17 protein-coding genes are annotated in these 15,190 nt (G+C 71.7%); 7 read left to right on the top strand and 10 right to left on the bottom strand.

The window, feature by feature from the left end:
* Positions 1 to 20: 20 nt before the first annotated feature.
* From tatC to M3M55_RS02010, 4 genes are all read right to left on the bottom strand, one after another.
* Positions 21 to 1,025, bottom strand: a complete 1,005-nt coding sequence (gene tatC, locus M3M55_RS02025; protein WP_249011156.1) for a twin-arginine translocase subunit TatC — start codon at positions 1,023 to 1,025, stop codon at positions 21 to 23.
* A 43-nt stretch (positions 1,026 to 1,068) separates the two neighbouring features.
* Positions 1,069 to 1,296, bottom strand: coding sequence for a twin-arginine translocase TatA/TatE family subunit (gene tatA, locus M3M55_RS02020; RefSeq protein WP_249011155.1), 228 nt, complete (start codon positions 1,294 to 1,296; stop codon positions 1,069 to 1,071).
* Positions 1,297 to 1,502: 206 nt separating this feature from the next.
* Positions 1,503 to 2,201 carry an anti-sigma factor domain-containing protein gene (locus M3M55_RS02015; RefSeq protein WP_249011154.1) on the bottom strand — a complete coding sequence of 233 codons (699 nt, stop codon included), beginning with the start codon at positions 2,199 to 2,201 and terminating at the stop codon, positions 1,503 to 1,505.
* A 21-nt stretch (positions 2,202 to 2,222) separates the two neighbouring features.
* Positions 2,223 to 2,774, bottom strand: a complete 552-nt coding sequence (locus tag M3M55_RS02010; protein WP_249011153.1) for an RNA polymerase sigma factor — start codon at positions 2,772 to 2,774, stop codon at positions 2,223 to 2,225.
* Positions 2,775 to 3,026: 252 nt separating this feature from the next.
* Here M3M55_RS02010 and M3M55_RS02005 point away from each other — a divergent pair, with 252 nt between their 5' ends.
* Genes M3M55_RS02005 through M3M55_RS01995 form a run of 3 tightly spaced genes read left to right on the top strand, consistent with a single transcriptional unit; the run spans position 3,027 to position 6,219 of the window.
* Positions 3,027 to 4,553: a DHA2 family efflux MFS transporter permease subunit gene (locus tag M3M55_RS02005; RefSeq protein ID WP_249011152.1), complete on the top strand. Its 1,527-nt coding sequence runs from the start codon at positions 3,027 to 3,029 to the stop codon at positions 4,551 to 4,553.
* Between the two features lie 48 nt (positions 4,554 to 4,601).
* Positions 4,602 to 4,985, top strand: a complete 384-nt coding sequence (locus M3M55_RS02000; protein WP_249011151.1) for a hypothetical protein — start codon at positions 4,602 to 4,604, stop codon at positions 4,983 to 4,985.
* A 1-nt stretch (position 4,986) separates the two neighbouring features.
* Positions 4,987 to 6,219: an MFS transporter gene (locus M3M55_RS01995; RefSeq protein WP_249011150.1), complete on the top strand. Its 1,233-nt coding sequence runs from the start codon at positions 4,987 to 4,989 to the stop codon at positions 6,217 to 6,219.
* Between the two features lie 112 nt (positions 6,220 to 6,331).
* Here the strand turns inward: M3M55_RS01995 and M3M55_RS01990 are convergent, their stop codons facing one another.
* From M3M55_RS01990 to M3M55_RS01975, 4 genes are all read right to left on the bottom strand, one after another.
* Positions 6,332 to 7,744, bottom strand: a complete 1,413-nt coding sequence (locus M3M55_RS01990; protein WP_249011149.1) for an FAD-dependent oxidoreductase — start codon at positions 7,742 to 7,744, stop codon at positions 6,332 to 6,334.
* An 84-nt stretch (positions 7,745 to 7,828) separates the two neighbouring features.
* Positions 7,829 to 8,503 (bottom strand): hypothetical protein, encoded by a 675-nt coding sequence (locus tag M3M55_RS01985; RefSeq protein ID WP_249011148.1) that lies wholly within the window; start codon positions 8,501 to 8,503, stop codon positions 7,829 to 7,831.
* 59 nt (positions 8,504 to 8,562) lie between these two features.
* Entirely contained in the window at positions 8,563 to 8,778 is a 216-nt protein-coding gene (locus tag M3M55_RS01980) for a hypothetical protein (protein WP_249011147.1), read from the bottom strand.
* A gap of 93 nt (positions 8,779 to 8,871) precedes the next feature.
* On the bottom strand, positions 8,872 to 9,576 hold the full coding sequence (locus tag M3M55_RS01975) for a stage II sporulation protein M (protein WP_249011146.1): 705 nt from the start codon (positions 9,574 to 9,576) through the stop codon (positions 8,872 to 8,874).
* Positions 9,577 to 9,630: 54 nt separating this feature from the next.
* Here M3M55_RS01975 and M3M55_RS01970 point away from each other — a divergent pair, with 54 nt between their 5' ends.
* Both M3M55_RS01970 and M3M55_RS01965 read left to right on the top strand, forming a co-directional pair.
* Entirely contained in the window at positions 9,631 to 10,107 is a 477-nt protein-coding gene (locus M3M55_RS01970) for a bifunctional nuclease family protein (RefSeq protein WP_249012437.1), read from the top strand.
* Between the two features lie 5 nt (positions 10,108 to 10,112).
* Entirely contained in the window at positions 10,113 to 10,523 is a 411-nt protein-coding gene (locus M3M55_RS01965; RefSeq protein ID WP_249011145.1) for a hypothetical protein, read from the top strand.
* A gap of 49 nt (positions 10,524 to 10,572) precedes the next feature.
* On the opposite strand, the gene M3M55_RS01960 is transcribed toward M3M55_RS01965, so the two are convergent.
* Positions 10,573 to 11,535, bottom strand: coding sequence for a D-alanine--D-alanine ligase (locus M3M55_RS01960; RefSeq protein WP_249011144.1), 963 nt, complete (start codon positions 11,533 to 11,535; stop codon positions 10,573 to 10,575).
* Complete coding sequence (locus M3M55_RS01955; RefSeq protein ID WP_249011143.1) at positions 11,532 to 12,971, bottom strand: PLP-dependent aminotransferase family protein; 1,440 nt, start codon at positions 12,969 to 12,971, stop codon at positions 11,532 to 11,534. Before M3M55_RS01955 ends, M3M55_RS01960 begins: the two co-directional genes overlap by 4 nt.
* 20 nt (positions 12,972 to 12,991) lie before the next feature.
* Between M3M55_RS01955 and M3M55_RS01950 the strand changes: the two genes are divergently transcribed.
* Entirely contained in the window at positions 12,992 to 13,585 is a 594-nt protein-coding gene (locus tag M3M55_RS01950) for a DUF4126 family protein (protein WP_249011142.1), read from the top strand.
* Positions 13,586 to 13,604: 19 nt separating this feature from the next.
* A complete protein-coding gene (locus tag M3M55_RS01945; protein ID WP_249011141.1) occupies positions 13,605 to 15,173 on the top strand; it encodes an alkaline phosphatase family protein in 1,569 nt (522 codons plus the stop codon).
* The last annotated feature ends 17 nt before the right edge of the window (positions 15,174 to 15,190 follow it).

Genomic DNA, 15,190 nt, shown 5'->3' with positions numbered 1-15,190 from the left:
TCGCGGGACGTGGTTGGGGATCAGGTGAGGGGGACGGCGGCCGTCTCGGCGGCGACGGTCCGGGCCGTCGCCCGGGCGCTGCGACGGTCGATCACCGCGGCGATGAACACGCCGAGCTCGAAGAGAAGGTAGAGCGGGACGGTTTCGAGCAGCATCGTGACCGCGTCTCCGGGAAGGAAGGCGGCGACGGCGGCGCAGGCGGCCACGGCGAACTTGCGTCCACCGCGCAGTTGGGTCGGGGTGACCGCCCCCGACTGGGTGAGCGCGACGATCGCGACCGGAACCTCGAACACGAGGCCCATGGCGAGCAGGACCGTGGCGGCGAAGTGGTAGTACTGGCTCGCCTGCACGAGCACGTTGAACTGGGCGCTGTTGAAGTTCTGAAGAAAGTGGACGGCGGCCGGGAGGACGACGACGTAGCCGAAGACGACACCCGCGACGAACAGCAGCGGGGTCGCGACGAGGACCGGACGCATCCGTCGTCGCTGAGCGCTCTCCAACGCGGGGGTGAAGAAGCCGTACACCTGTAACAGCAGGACCGGCAAGGCGAGGATCAGGGCGAAGATGAGTGACACACCGATCGTCGTGTTGAACGGCTCACCGATACCGAGGGTGACCGGCTTGTTGCCCGACGGCGGGGCCGACAGGCGCCGCACATCACGGCCGAGGGCACGGTCGATCCCGCCAAGGGCGGTGTTGAGCTGTGCATTGTGCAGACCGCTGAGCGCACCGGTGAGGCTGCGGACCTGCACGGCGACGTCGCGCGCGCTGCGCTGCACCGTGTAGGTGGCGCCCAGCGGGCCCTGCCCGGACCGCACCTCCCGCTGGGTCTCGTGGGCGAGCGGTGCGTTGATCAGGTTGAGCAGCGCGTGGTTCTGCCAGAAGCAGAGCCCGAAGGCGACCCCGAGGACGGCGAGGGAGACGATCAGGCGGGTGCGCAGCTCGTCGAGATGGTCGACGACGCTCAGGGTTTGGTCGTGGGCGACGCTCGAGAGCGCCGTCCTGACTGTGGTCCGGACCGGCATGGTGAGGTGGTGTCAGTCCGTCAGCGAGCGGAGCGCGAAACCGCTACTCGGCGGGCTGGGAGACGATGACGGGGGCGATGGTCGCCGGTTCGGGGGTGACCATGTCAGCGGCGGTGAGGGTGTGAGCGGGGGCCTGGCCACTGACGGCTTCCTTGAAGCCGCGCAGGCCGTCGCCGAGTGAGCGACCCATCTCAGGCAGGCGCTTGGCGCCGAAGACGAGCAGCAGAACCATCAGCAAGAGGGCGAGGTGAATCGGGTTTTCAAGTCCCATGGTGTACTCCGTTCGTTGATTGACCTTCACTGTTCTGTTCGCACTCCCGGCCCGGACGGATCAGTGACCCCGACCGACCGGACACGGATTGCGTTCATCTGCGTGGCCGTGCGGGCACGGCTCGGTTGACCTCCGCACCCCGACGGGCTGCACAGCCGCGAGGGTCACCACACCGGGACCGGACACGCGGACCCGCCCGCGGCGGGTCAGCTGAGGTGGGTGATGAGGACCGGCTGGGAGGTCGGCCGGGCGGTGCCGCCCGCCGGCTCCTGGGTGACCATCACCTCAGTGACGCCACCGAGCCCGCTCGGCAGGTCGACCGCGCCGTCCCCGGAAGCCGAAACGTTGAAGAGGACGCTCGTCGGCTGCGGGCTGCCGGTGGCCCGCTTGAGCCACACCTCATAGGTCCGGCCCGGCCCGAGGGGCGCGAGATGGTGGACGACGAGTTGGTTGTCGCTGCGGCTGAGGATCACCTCACCGGACCCGACCGAGGCGGCGTACATCCGTGCGCCGATGTGCCGGGTGCCCCCGGCCGTCAGTCCGACGGTGATGACCGCGAGGACGAGCACGACGGCGACGGCCGCCCCGACCCACCCGGCGCGGAAGCCCGGGAGGCTCGGGCGCGTGAGCGGAGTGCGCGCCGTCACCGGCGGGCGTGCCGCAGCCCGGCGGGTGCGTGCGTCGGCGCGCACCTCAGCCATCACGGCGCGACGCAGCCCCCGGGGCGCCTGGTACTGGGGCACGGACATCGGGAGGACGTGGACGAGCGCCTCGAAGCTCTCGACCTCCTCACGGCAGACGCTGCAGGCGCGGAGATGGCGGGTGAAGGCCGCGAGCTCGGCGTCATCGAGCGCGCCGAGCGCGTAGGCGGGGGCGTCCCCGGGGCACGAAAATGTCTCTGACATCTCAATCGATCCCTAACACGATTATAGGCTCACGGGATCGGTGAGAGCGACCTTGAGCTTGGCGAGCCCGAGCCGCATCCGCCCCTTGACGGTGCCTGCGGGGAGGCCGAGAAGTTCGGCGATCTCGGAGTGGCTGAAGCCACCGAAGTAGGCGAGCTCGATCACCTTGCGCTGGTCTCCCGGCAGGGCGCCGAGCGCTTCGCGCACCCGGCGGGCCTCGTCGCGGCGCTCGACCTCCTCCGCGGTCCGGGTCGGCCCTTCCAGCCGCTCGGTGAGACCGTCGTCGGGCACGTTCTTGCCCTCCCGGATCGAGTCGCGCCGGAACGCGTCGATCGCCCGGTTGTGGACGGCCGAGAGAACCCAGGACCGCACGCTGCCGCGCGTCCGGTCATAGCGGGCGCCGCTGCGCCACAGGGAGGTGAACGCCTCCTGGACGATGTCCTCGGCAAGGGCCCGGCGTCCGCACATCCGGTAGGCGAGGGAGAAGGCGACGTTGCCGTGCCGGTCGAAGATCACCTCGAACGCGCGGGTGTCACCGTCGCGCACGAGGTCCATCAGTTCCTCGTCCGGCATTTGGGTGTGTCGGGGACGGCGTCCCCGCGGGCCAGCGATGAACATTGATACGCCTAAGGTGGGCTTTGTCGGCAGCGAACCGTCCACCGGCGTCGAGGAGTCTGGCACCGGCCAAGTGTGCCTGAACCCGCCGCCGGTTGATCCGAACCGTTGATCTCAGGCCCTATACGCGGGTGGGCGTCCACCGGATCAGTTCTCTGTGACGCTCATCTCACCGGCTGGCCACACCCGATTGCTAAGGTTCCTAATCAAATGGCGACCACCGCTGATGAGACGACTCTGGCTCCCGACGCCGGCCGTCCGGAGGGATTCCTGAACGACGGTCGGATCGACCGGGCGCTCCTCACCGTCGCCGGGGTCGTCGTGCTCGGCACGGTGATGTCGATCCTCGACACCACCGTCGTCAACGTCGCGATCAACACCCTCGCTCAGACGTTCCACACGACCCTTCCGACGATCCAGTGGGTGGCGACGGGCTACACCCTCGCGCTCGCCACGGTGATCCCGCTCAGCGGCTGGATCGCGGACCGCTTCGGCACCAAACGGCTGTACATGAGTTCGATTGCCCTGTTCGTGATCGGCTCGGCCCTGTCGGGACTCGCCCAGTCCTCGACCGAGATCATCGTCTTCCGGGTGCTTCAGGGTCTCGGCGGCGGGATGATCATGCCCGCCGGGATGACGATCCTCACGCGCGCGGCCGGCCCGCACCGGATCGGCCGGGTGATGGCGATCATCGGCGTCCCGATGCTGCTCGGCCCGATCCTCGGGCCCGTCATCGGCGGCTGGCTCGTCTCCGACGTCTCCTGGCGCTGGATCTTCTTCATCAACGCACCGCTCGGCGTGATCGCCCTCATCGCCGCCTTCCGCGTCCTGCCCCGTGACGTCGCCGCGCTTGAGGAGCGCCTCGACCTGATCGACCTTCTCCTCGCCTCACCCGGGCTCGCGTTGCTCATCTACGGCCTGGCCAAATCCGATCCCGGCGGGTTCGGCCAGGCCAAGGTCCTCATCCCGATCGGGGTCGGCGTCCTGCTCCTGATCGCCTTCGTCGCCCACGCGCTCCGGGCCACAAACCCGCTCATCGATCTGCGTCTGTTCCGCAACCGGGTGTTCTCGGCCTCGAGCGTCGCGCTCGCGCTGATGGTCGTCAGCGTGTTCGGCTCCTTCCTCCTGCTGCCCCTCTACCTCCAGGAGGTGCGGGGCGAGTCGGCGCTCCACAGCGGCCTGCTCCTGATCCCCCAGGGCCTCGGCTCGATGCTGATGATGCCGATCGCCGGCATCCTCTCCGACAAGACCGGATCGGGGCGGATCGTTCCCTTCGGCCTCATCCTGATCGGGGCGTCGGTCCTCTGGCTCACCGGGGTCGGTGCCCACACCGCCTACTGGAAGCTCGAGATCGACCTGTTCATCAACGGGATCGGGATGGGGCTGACGATGATGCCGATCTTCACCGGCGCGATCCAGACGATCACTGCCGCCGCCGCCGCCCGGGCCTCGGCCCTGCTCAACATCATCCAGCAGGCGGGCGCCTCGATCGGCACCGCCATCCTCACCGTCCTGCTCGCCGCCGCGATCACCCACCGGCTCGGCGGCCACGCCACCGGCGCGGGCGAGCAGCTCAGCGCCGCCGTGCGGGCACGGGTTGCTGCCCCGATGGCGGCCGCGTTCGGCTCGACGTTCTGGTGGGCGCTCGCCCTGATCGGCGCGGCCTTCATCGCAAGCCTGTTCCTGCCAAAACACCGGCCCGAGAACGCCGCCTCCGGTCCACCGGTGATGATGTAGGCTCCCGCCGCCGCGGTGACCCCACGGCGACCGAAGGGAAGATCCGAGATGTCCGATCACGCTGGAGACGCCGCCCGGGTGGCCGGGTTCATCGACTCCCTCGACGCCGAGGTGAGCGCCCCCGCGCCGGGAGAGTGGGGGATCCGGCTCGAGGCGGCCGGCTACCCGCTCCATCTCGGGGTGGCGCTCCGCGGCGCGTTGCTGCGCGCCCAGGCGGCCGTCCTGCCGGCCGGCGTCATCGATCCCCACCAGCTCCTCTACTGGAACCGCCAGGCGCCGTTCGTGTGCTTCTGTGAGAACCTCGCCGGTGAGGTGTTCGTCAGCGGCGAGCTGCCCCTCGCCCAGCTTGACGCGGAGACGCTCGACCGGTTCCTCGGTCTCCTGCTCGCGAGCGCGACCCGCGCGCGGGAGTTCGCCCTCGCCCACCCCTGAGGTGGCCGCCGCCTCGACACCGCAGGCCGTCGGCAGCGACGGCGCCGACCCGCGCGAGCTGCGCCGGCTCGTCCTCCTCGTCGGGGCGGCCGTGCTGATCGACACGACCTTCTACGCGGTCGTCGCCCCCCTCCTGCCCCAGCTCAGCCACGCGCTCCACCTCTCCAAGCTCGGCGCCGGCGTGCTCACCGCCTGTTATGCGGCGGGGATGCTGCTCGCCTCGCTGCCGGGCGGATATCTTGCCGTCGCCCTCGGTCCGCGCGTCGCCCTCAGCATCGGGCTCGGGCTGCTGTTCGCCTCGACCGTCGCCTTCGCCCTGCTGCACTCGACCCTCGGACTTGACACCGCTCGCTTCTGCGAGGGGGTCGGCGGCGCGTTCTCCTGGGACGGCGGCGTCGCCTGGCTCGTCCTCGCCGCCCCGGCCGCGCGCCGGGGTACGGTGATCGGCCAGGCCGTGTCGGCGGCGATCGCCGGCAGCGTCGCGGGCCCGGCCGTCGGCGCCCTCGCTTCGGCCACCGGCCGCGCGGCGCTGTTCATCGCCCTCGCCACCCTCGCCCTCGTCCTGGTCCTCGCGACCTGGCTCGTCCGCGCTCCCGCACGCCGGCTCGAGCCCGACCCCTCTGATCCGATCGTGTCGCCCCGCCGGGCGATCGGCTCCCTCCTGGGCCGGCCGCTCGGCCGGGGCGCCCTGTGGATGATGGCGCTCCCGGCGATGGCGGCCGGCTCCCTGACCGTCCTCGGCTCCCTGCGGCTCCATGCTCTCGGGGCCGGCGCCGGCGTGATCGGCGCGACGTTCATCGGCGCCTCGATCCTCGAGACGGCGACGTCCAGTGGCGTCGGGGTCGTCTCGGATCGCCGCGGGCGCCTCGCGCCGCTGATCGTCGCCTTCAGCGTCGCCGGGGCCGCGATCGCCTGCTTCAGCGCCGCGCCGAGCGCGGTGGCGCTGGTCGCCGTGATCGCCCTGAGCACCGCCGGCCTCGGCGGTGCCTGGACGCCGGTGATGGCCCTGCTCGCCGACCTCTCCGAGGGCGTCGGTCTCGACCAGGCCCTCGGCGCCGGGCTGATGAACGTCGCCTGGGCCACCGGGCAGATCCTCGGCTCAGGGGGCGGCGGGGCGCTCGCCCGGCTCGCCGGGGACGCGACGGTCACCCTGCTGCTCGGGGCCTGCCTGCTCCTCACCGCCGCCGTGCTGACCCGCCACCGCGGCGCGGTCCTCACCGCCTCCCCAGGCTGACGCCCTCCCCTCCGATCCCGGCCCTCCCCGCTCGCCACGGGCAGGCTGGGGTCGCGGCCCGATCAGCGGGCGAGCCCGTGCGTATACGCTCCCCCCAGGTGGAGGGCTCCCCTCAACCGCTGTGGCTGAGTGCCTCCCCGAGGGCGATCGCGAGCTGCTCGGCGCGCCGGACGAGCTTGACCCGCGGGCGTCCGTGCGGCTCGCCGAGGGCCCGCTCGTGGGCGTCGATCGCCGCCCAGCCGTGGTATTCCACGATCTTCACGCCGGTGTCGCGGAGCTGCCCGATGAGGGCGTCCGGGGTCGAGCTCGGGGCTGGCAGCGCGCCGGCGGCGGCGTCGCTGAGGACGTGGGCGACCGTCTCATTCGCGCACTTCTTGTTGGTCCCGATCACCCCGGAGGGGCCGCGCTTGACCCACCCGGCCGTGTAGACGCCGGGGAGCGGCTCGCCGCTGACGGGATCGAGCACGCGCCCGTCCCGGTTGAGGATCCGCATGTGGTCGTGATCGAAGGGGACGCCCGGCAGCGGCGTGCCGATGTAGCCGACCGAGCGCAGGACGATACCGGCCTCGATCCGTTCGTGGCTGTCGGTGCTGCGGGCGCGGACGCTCCCGTCCGGTCCGGCCTCGAGCACGTTACGGGCGAGTCTCACCGCCTCCACCCGGCCGTCGCCCTCGATCGCGACCGGGGAGGTGAGGAAGCGCAGGATCACCCGGCGGGGCTTGCCCGCCGGGGTGCGGGCGGCGTACTCGGCGATCGTCTTGACGTTCGCGCGCACCGTTTGGTCGGCGGCTTCGAGCCCGGCGGCGGACACCGGGTCGAGCTCCGCCTCCGCCGGGTCGACGATCACGTCGGCGAGCTCGAGTTCCCCGAGTTCGCGCAGCTCCGGGTTGGTGAAGGCTGCCTGGGCCGGGCCACGGCGGCCGAGGACGACGATCTCGGAGATCTCCGAGGCGGCGAGCGCGGCGATCGCATGGTCGGCGGTGTCGGTGACCGCGAGCTCGTGCGGGGAGAGCGCGAGCATCCGGGCGACGTCGAGGGCGACGTTGCCGTTGCCGATGACGATGGCGCGCTCCGCGCTGAGGTCGAAGTCAAGGTCGGCGTAGTCGGGGTGGCCGTTGTACCAGGCGACGAACTCGGTCGCGGCGACCGACCCGGGGAGATCCTCCCCGGGGATCCCGAGCCGGCGGTCCGCCGGTGTGCCGACCGCGTAGAGGACCGCGTCATAGGCGGCGGCGAGCTGGTCATGGGAGACATCGACGCCGATCTCGACGTTGCCGAGGAAGCGGAAACCGGGCTTCAGCGCGGTCTTCTCGAACACCCGCGTGACCGACTTGATCTTCGGGTGGTCGGGGGCGACCCCGAAGCGCACGAGCCCCCACGGGGTCGCGAGCCGGTCATAGACGTCGACGGTCACCTCCGGGGCGGCGCTGGCGAGCAGTTGTCCGGCCGCGTAGAAGCCGGCCGGCCCCGAGCCGACGATCGCGACCGCGAACGGGCGGCCACTGGAGGCGGACATCTTGCTCATCGTCTCGGAAGGATATTGGACCGCCGGGCCGGCACCGTCTCTCGAGGGAAGGACCGCAACGGTCCAGGCGGGGTACCCCGTCGTCTAGAGGATGTTGACCGCCCGGGAGATGACGAGCCCGATCACGACGAGGGAGACGAGCGACTGGAGGCCCATGATCAGCTTCGCGGGGACGCTGAGGGGCATCGTGTCGGTCGGTGAGAAGGCTGTCGCGTTGGTGAGCGAGACGTACAGGTAGTCGGCGAACTGGGGCCGCCACAGCGGGGCCGGGCTGTCGGAGGCCATCTGGGGGAAGAGGAAGTCGGGCGGGCCGTCGGCGCCCTCCGCGCGGACGCCCGGCCCACCGCGGTCGAGCTCCCAGTACCAGAGCGCGAAGATGAGCACGTTGGTGAGCCAGATGAGCGCCCCGGCGATGATCAGCTGGTGGCCGTTGTTGACCTGGTGGTGGAGGAGGAGCTGGGCGAGGAGGACGAGCGCGACCGCGTTGGCGGCCGAGACGAAGCCGACGAGGACGAGCGACACCCGCCGCCGCCGCACGTTGTGTCCGGTGATGCGGGACGGGGAGGCGGCGAGGAGGCCGATCAGGACGACCCCCTCGAGGGCGGGGAGCAACCACCTGGGCCCGGCGTCGAGCCGGTCGGGGAGGAGGAACTGGAGGATGATCGCAGCCGCCACCGTCACCAGCGGCGGCCACTGGGGCTCGACGCGGCCGGGCGGCGGGTAGCGCGAGGCCGGCGGCTCGGGGTCAGATCCGCTCACCGAGCCGAGACTACGGTCGGGGGCGGCGGCCGGCCGCCGCCCCACGCAGCGTCGATCGCTCAGGGGCGCCCGCGCAGGCGACGGTGGATGATCGCCGGGTCGTTGCGGTGGGGGTCCGGCTGGGCCTCGGGCGGGTCCATGTCCTCGTGGTGGAACCACGCCCCGGTCCGTCCGAGGCTCTCGGCGACCGAGAACGGCCAGGCGAGGCGGGTCATCGACACGCCGACTCCGATGACCGCGATCACGATGATGATGGGGAGGAATGCCTCAGTCATATACATACCTACACTGCCGTGACATTTGGTTGCGTCGCCTGTGAGGCGCCTCACAGTGGTCGCGGTCGTGCGGCGGGTCGCCCGGCCGTCGCGTCAGTGCCCGGTGAGCAGCCGGATGAGCAGCGGCGCGCCGTAGGTCTCCCAGGAGGCGGCGGCGACGAGGATCGGCACGGCGATCACCGTCGTCACGAGCGCGGCCGCCAGGAGCTGATCCCACTCGCCGCGGCGGCTGGCGAGCACCCACGCGGCGAGCGGAAGGAACAGCGCGAGCAGCTCCGGGGCGGCGTGGGGCAGCAGGGCGAGCAACAGCAGGGCGGGGCTCGTGTGCAGCTCGTGGGCGACCCCGGCGGCTGAGCTGCCGAGATCGACGACCTGGTTGGCGAGGGAGAACAGCGTGGCGAGGGCGACGAACCCGATGGCCAGCCGGCCCCCGTACTCGTGCACGACGCGCTCGAGACCACGGAGGCACTGCGCGGTCGCGGGGACGCTCGACCCGGCGATGAACCCGGCGACACAGGCGAAGACGTGGAGGGCGAGGACGAGCAGGTTGTGCCCGAGGATGGTGAGCACATACCCGGTTCCTCCGGTGCTCACCGGTGGGACCGACAGGTCGATCGCCCGGGTCCCCGGCGAGACCTCGGCGACGATCAGGGTTCCCACGAGCAGGAGGCCGGCGGCGAGGCTCGCCCCGGCACACCAGCGTCCGATCACCCGGCCCGGGGTGCGCGACCAGTCGCGCAGGGCGTCGCGAGTCGCGACGAGCCCGAGGGTGAAGGTGTCCGAAGCCTCTGAACGCACGGTGGTCCAAACGTATACTGGCCGAACCTAAGTCAGGAGCCACACGTGCAGGAGATGGTGATCTACGGCGTCAGTTTCGACATGGTCGGCAAGCAGCCGATCGTGCTGCTCAAGGCGGTCGATTCCAACAAGTTCCTGCCGATCTGGATCGGCCACCCGGAGGCGGCGGCAATCCTGATGAAACTGCAGGGGGCCTCGACCCCGCGCCCGATGACCCATGACCTGCTCGCAGAGGTACTCGGGGAGCTGGAGGTCGAGTGCACGCGCGTGTCGGTGACCGAGCTGCGCGAGAACACCTTCTACGCCTCCATCTCGCTGCGGACGGCCGGCCGCGACGTGGAGATCGACTCACGGCCCTCGGATGCCCTCGCGCTCGCGGTTCGCTCCGGTGCCCCGATCTTCGCCGCAGACGAGGTGATCGCCGAGTCGGCGATCGAGTTCGAACACGACGTCGAGGACACCGAGGAGGTCGTCGAGAAGTTCAAGGACTTCCTCGACAGCGTCAAGCCCGACGACTTCCTCGGGGAGTGAGTCCGGTGGCGCCGGCCCCCTCCCCCCGCCGGCCCGTCGACGCCAACCGCTCGCTGATGCCGGCCTGGCTGCCGGCCTTCAACCTCCGGGTCACCAACCGGGTGCAGGGGATCTACGCCCCCTACCTGCCGCCGCTCGCCGTCGTCGTCCACGTCGGACGCCGCAGCCGCCGCGTGTTCACCACGCCGGTGATCGCCCAGCTCTACGACGGCAAGGTCGCGATCCCGCTCCCGTACTCGGCGACTGCGCAGTGGGTCAAGAATCTGCAGGCGGCCGGGGGCGGGGAGATGATCCGGCGCGGCCGCCGGTTCGGGTTCGCCAACCCGCGGATCCTCACCGAGGCGACCGAGACCCTGCCGCCGATCGCCGTGCGGGCGCTCGCCCGGATGCCGGTGCTCGTCGCCGACCTCGCCTGAGCCGGTCACGCCGTCACCTGAGGCCCGTCCCGGCGGGTCCGGCTTCGCGTCAGGCGGGCGCCCACACCGCGGCGAGGATCGTTTCGACGAGCTCGTCAAAGCCGACCCCGGCCGCGTCCGCGGCGATCGGAAGCAGGCTCGTCTCCGTGAGGCCCGGGATCGGGTTGAGCTCGAGCACCGCCAGCTCCCCGGTTGCCTCCTCGAGCATCAGGTCGACGCGGCCGAAGCCCCCGCAGCCGAGTTCGCGGTACACCGCCAGGGCGATCTCCTGGGCCCGCTCGGCCAGCGCGTCGGGCAGCTCCGCCGGGCAGCAGAAGCGGGTACGGCCGATCTCGTACCGCGACTCGTAGTCATAGGCGGTCCCCGGCCGGTCCGGTCCGGCCTCCGGGAGCGCTTCGACGACCGGCAGCGCCTGACCGCCGTCGGCTCCGTCGATGATCCCGACGGCAAGGTCCCGCCCGGCGATGAACCGCTCGAGCAGGACGGTGCGGTCGTAGGAGAAGGCAGCGATCAGGGCGGTCGGCAGCTCGGCCGCGGAGTGCGCGAAGCGAATGCCGAGCGCGGACCCCTGGGCGGCCGGCTTGACGACGATCGGGAACCCGAGGTGGCGCTCGAGCGCGCCGAGGGCCTGACCGGCTCCGAGCGCCTGGAACGCCCCCTCGGTGAAGGCGAAGAACGCCGGCGTCGGGAGGCCGGCTCGGCGGAGCGCCCGCTTGGCCGCCACCTTGTCCCCGGCGACCGCGCACGCCGACGCGCGCGAGCCGGTGTAGGGGACGCCGAGGACGTCGAGCAGCTCCTGGACGGTCCCGTCCTCGCCGTCGCGGCCGTGCAGGACGATGAAGGCGAGATCCGGGGCGGATGCGGTCAGCTGCGTGACGAGATCGGCGCCGACGTCGATCGCGCTCACACGGTGGCCGAGGCGGCGCAGGGACTCCTCGACCCGGGCAGCGGACTTCAGCGACACCTGGCGCTCGAGTGAGCGTCCCCCCTTGAGGACGGCGACGTGGCTCACGCCCGTGTGCGCCGGAGCGAGACGACGGGGGCGAGGGCGGCCTCCGCCGGAGCACCTGGCGCTCCCGGGGAGGCGGCCGAGCCGGTCAGCCGGCCGCCGAGCGACCCCGCCGGGGCCGGAGCGCTCTGGGAGGCCGGCACCGCCGGGACGCCCGTGAGGGTGCCATACAGGGCGACCTGTTCACGGACGACCTCGCCGATCCGCCGGACCCCCTCGCGGATCTCCTCCTCGCCGACCCCGGAGAAGTTGAGTCGCAGCTCCGATCCGCCGCGGCCGTCGAGGTAGGCGGCGCGGCCGGGGACGAAGGCGACCCGCTCCTCGAGAGCACGGGCGAGCAGGTCGGTCGTGTCGATGTAGTCGGGCAGGGTCACCCAGATGAACAGGCCGCCCCGGGGGTGGGTCCACGCCGCCTCCCGGGGCAGGTGCTCGGCGAGCGCGTCGAGCATCACGTCGCGGCGCAGGCGGTAGATCCCGACGAGCGAGCGGACGTAGTCCTCCCATGGCCCGGAGTCGAAGTAGGCGGAGACGAAGTACTGGGAGATGCTCGAGGAGCACAGGTCCGAGGCCTGCTTGCCGATGTTGAGCTTCGCCATCACCGGGGCCGGGGCGACCGTCCAGCCGAGACGGACACCTGGCGAGAGGATCTTCGAGAACGTCGAGGCGTAGATGACGAAGTCGCGCTCGAGGCTGAACAGGGTCGGCAGCGCGTCTCCTTCGTAACGGAGCAGGCCGTAGGGGTTGTCCTCGAGGATGAGGATCTCCCGCTCGGCGGCGAGAGCGACGAGCGCGTGGCGGCGCTCGAGCGACAGGGTGACCCCGGCGGGATTATGGAAGTTCGGGATCGTGTAGATGAACTTCGGCCGGCGCCCGTGCGCGTCGAGGCGGTCGAGCGTCTCGGTGAGCAGATCGGTGCGCATCCCGTCCCGGTCGAGGGGGATCTGGATCACCTCGGCCTCATAGGAGCAGAACGTCGGGACCGCGCCCGGGTAGGTCGGCGCCTCGGCGATGACGATGTCCCCCGGGTCCAGCAGGGTCTTGCAGACGAGGTCGATCACCTGCTGGCCGCCGGTCGTGATGAGCACCTCGCCGGGGTCGACGATCGCCCCCTCCGCGGCCATCACCGCCGCGACGCAGCGCTTCACCGCCGCGAGCCCCTCCGTCGGCCCGTACTGGAGGGCCCGCGCACAGGACTGGGCGGCGACGGTTCCCATCAGGGAGGCGTAGGAGTCGGCCGGAAAGGTCGTCGTGTCGGGAAGGCCCCCGGCGAGGGAGATGACGTCGGCCCGTTCGGTGAGGGCCATCAGGTCGCGCATCGCCGAGGACCGCATCACCTTCGTCCGCTCGGCGAACAGGGCGCCGTAGCGCTCGAGTTCCCGGGCGGTCGAGCGGGGGCGCGACCGAAGCGGACCTCGGTTACCGTCCTCAGATATCGTCACCTCCCCGACGGTACAGGACCGTGCATCTGCTCTTCGACATCTTCTCCGGCATCGGGATCGCCGCCGCGGCGGGGATCCGCCCGTTCCTCCCCGGCCTCGTCGCCGGGCTGCTCGGTCTCGCCGACTTCGGAGTCCACTTCAACCACTCGAGCTTCGCGTTCGTCGGGAAGGCCCCGTTCCTGATCGTCGTCGCCCTCGCCGCGGTCGTCCTGATCGCGCTCGAGGCCTCGCGGCGCGGCGCCCTCCTCGACGAGGGGCGCGGGGTGTGGCTGAGCGGGCTGTTCGGGGCGGCGGTCGGCGCGATCGTGTTCGGTGGGCTGCTCGCCCACCAGCATGACGCGGTCTGGCCGGGCCTCGTCGGCGGCGTGCTGTGCGCTGGTGCCGGGGTGCTCGCCGCCCGCCCGTTCCTGCGTCGGCTGCGCGGGCGCCTCGACGCCGAGGCGGCCGCCCTCGGGGTGCCACTGATCGCCGAGGGGGCCGCGCTGCTTGCCGCGCTCCTCTCCGCCGTCGCCCCGCCGGCCGGGATCGTCGTGCTGCTCGGCCTCGCCGGGATCTGGTTCACCGGGCGGGGCCGCGAGGCCCAGAAGTACGCAGGCCTGCGCATCCTCAGATGAGCGGTTCCGGCCCTCTCGCATGAGCCGGCCCGTCGCAGGGGGCCTCAAGAAGCTCGTCCTCGTCGTCGTTGACGCGATGGTCCCGGCGATGCTCGAGGAGGCGATCGCCCAGGGGCAGGCTCCGGCGCTCGGGCGGATCCTCGCCGAGGGGACCTACATCCCCGAGTGCGTCGCTCCGTTCCCGTCGGTCACCCCCGTCTGCGCGGCGACGATCACGACCGGCGCCGGTCCGGCCGAGCACGGGATCCCGGCGATGAACTGGTTTCACCGGGGCGAGCACCGCTACGTCGAATACGGCTCCTCCTTCACCGCCTCCCGGCGCCACGGCGTCCTGCGCTCGCTCACCGACACCGTCTACCGGATGAACGCCGAGCACCTCTCCCGGGAGGTGGCGACCGTGTTCGAGCGCCTCGACGACGCGGGCGTGCGGACGGCCGGCACGACCTACCTCATCTACCGGGGCCGGCACACCCACCAGGTCTCCGATGAGGGCGCCCTCGCCAAGATCGTCGGCTCGACCGTGTTCACCAAGCCGGTGCAGGGCCCGCGCGAGCTGTTCTACGCCGACCTGTACGCGAGCCGCCGGACGGGCTGTCGCAGCCAGCTCGGGATGCCGGGAATCCGTGACCAGCACACCGGCTGTGTCGGGGCCTACCTCGCCGCCCACGACCTGTACGACTTCCTCCTCTTCAGCCTGCCCGACAACGACGCGGTCTCCCACCGGGACGGTCCCGCCGCGCAGGTGAGCTCGATCGCCGCCGCCGACCGCCAGCTCCAGCGGCTGATGGACGCCGCCGGCGGGACGGACCGGTTCCTCGCCACCAACGCGGTGATCGTCTGCTCCGATCACGCCCAGACGGAGATCACGGCGAGCATCCCGATCCTCGAGGCGTTCGCCGGGTTCTCGGTCGCCACCCCACGACGGTTGCGCGACTCGGTGCTCGACACCGTCCGCGAGCCCGGCCTGCGCTGGGAGAGCGGGCCCCTGGCCACCCCCGGCGAGCTCGCGGTCTGTCCCTCGATGCGCTCGGCCCAGGTCTACGTCCTCGACGAGCCGCGGCGCGAGGAGCTGATCGCCGCGAGCGTGGAGACGCTCGCCGGCCTTGACGGGGTCGACCTGATCATGTGGCAGGAGGGTGAGGAGGCGGTCATCGCCGGCGCCGGCGAGGGCGGCGCGGGTGGGCGGCTCGCCTTCGCGCCCGGGAGCGGTGTCGTCGACCGCCACGGCCGCGGCTGGCGGGTGAGCGGCGACCTCGCCGTGCTCGGGGCCACCATCGACGCGGGCACGCTCGTGACGCCCGACTATCCCGACGCCCTCGGACGCGTCTGGTCGGCGCTGCACTGCGCCCACGCCGGAGACGTCCTCGCCTCCGCCGGCCCGGGCCGGGAGTTCGCCGACTGGGGTGGACAGGATCACATCGGCGGGGGCAGCCACGGCTCCCTGCACCGCTGCGACTCGTTCGCGACGCTCGCCTTCTGCGGCCTCGCCGGGCAGCCGCCGGCGGCTGGACGACCGTGGAGGCTTCAGGACATCACCGCGCTCGTGTGCGATCATTTCTCCTCACAGGACCGGCTCGGCGCGGATTAGTGCTGGGTTAGTGTGTG

It is taken from the genome of Conexibacter sp. DBS9H8 (genome assembly GCF_023330685.1).
Taxonomy (GTDB): Bacteria; Actinomycetota; Thermoleophilia; order Solirubrobacterales; family Solirubrobacteraceae; genus Palsa-465.
The sequence above is the reverse complement of the archived record's forward strand: the minus strand, read 5'-3'. Positions and strand labels throughout refer to the sequence as shown.

Excerpts from the sequence above, each read along its gene's own strand:
- tatC (WP_249011156.1), bottom strand. The coding sequence starts at position 1,025 with ATGCCGGTCCGGACCACAGTCAGGACGGCGCTCTCGAGCGTCGCCCAC.
- tatA (WP_249011155.1), bottom strand. The coding sequence starts at position 1,296 with ATGGGACTTGAAAACCCGATTCACCTCGCCCTCTTGCTGATGGTTCTG.
- M3M55_RS02015 (WP_249011154.1), bottom strand. The coding sequence starts at position 2,201 with ATGTCAGAGACATTTTCGTGCCCCGGGGACGCCCCCGCCTACGCGCTC.
- M3M55_RS02010 (WP_249011153.1), bottom strand. The coding sequence starts at position 2,774 with ATGCCGGACGAGGAACTGATGGACCTCGTGCGCGACGGTGACACCCGC.
- M3M55_RS02005 (WP_249011152.1), top strand. The coding sequence starts at position 3,027 with ATGGCGACCACCGCTGATGAGACGACTCTGGCTCCCGACGCCGGCCGT.
- M3M55_RS02000 (WP_249011151.1), top strand. The coding sequence starts at position 4,602 with ATGTCCGATCACGCTGGAGACGCCGCCCGGGTGGCCGGGTTCATCGAC.
- M3M55_RS01990 (WP_249011149.1), bottom strand. The coding sequence starts at position 7,744 with ATGAGCAAGATGTCCGCCTCCAGTGGCCGCCCGTTCGCGGTCGCGATC.
- M3M55_RS01980 (WP_249011147.1), bottom strand. The coding sequence starts at position 8,778 with ATGACTGAGGCATTCCTCCCCATCATCATCGTGATCGCGGTCATCGGA.
- M3M55_RS01970 (WP_249012437.1), top strand. The coding sequence starts at position 9,631 with ATGGTGATCTACGGCGTCAGTTTCGACATGGTCGGCAAGCAGCCGATC.
- M3M55_RS01945 (WP_249011141.1), top strand. The coding sequence starts at position 13,605 with ATGAGCCGGCCCGTCGCAGGGGGCCTCAAGAAGCTCGTCCTCGTCGTC.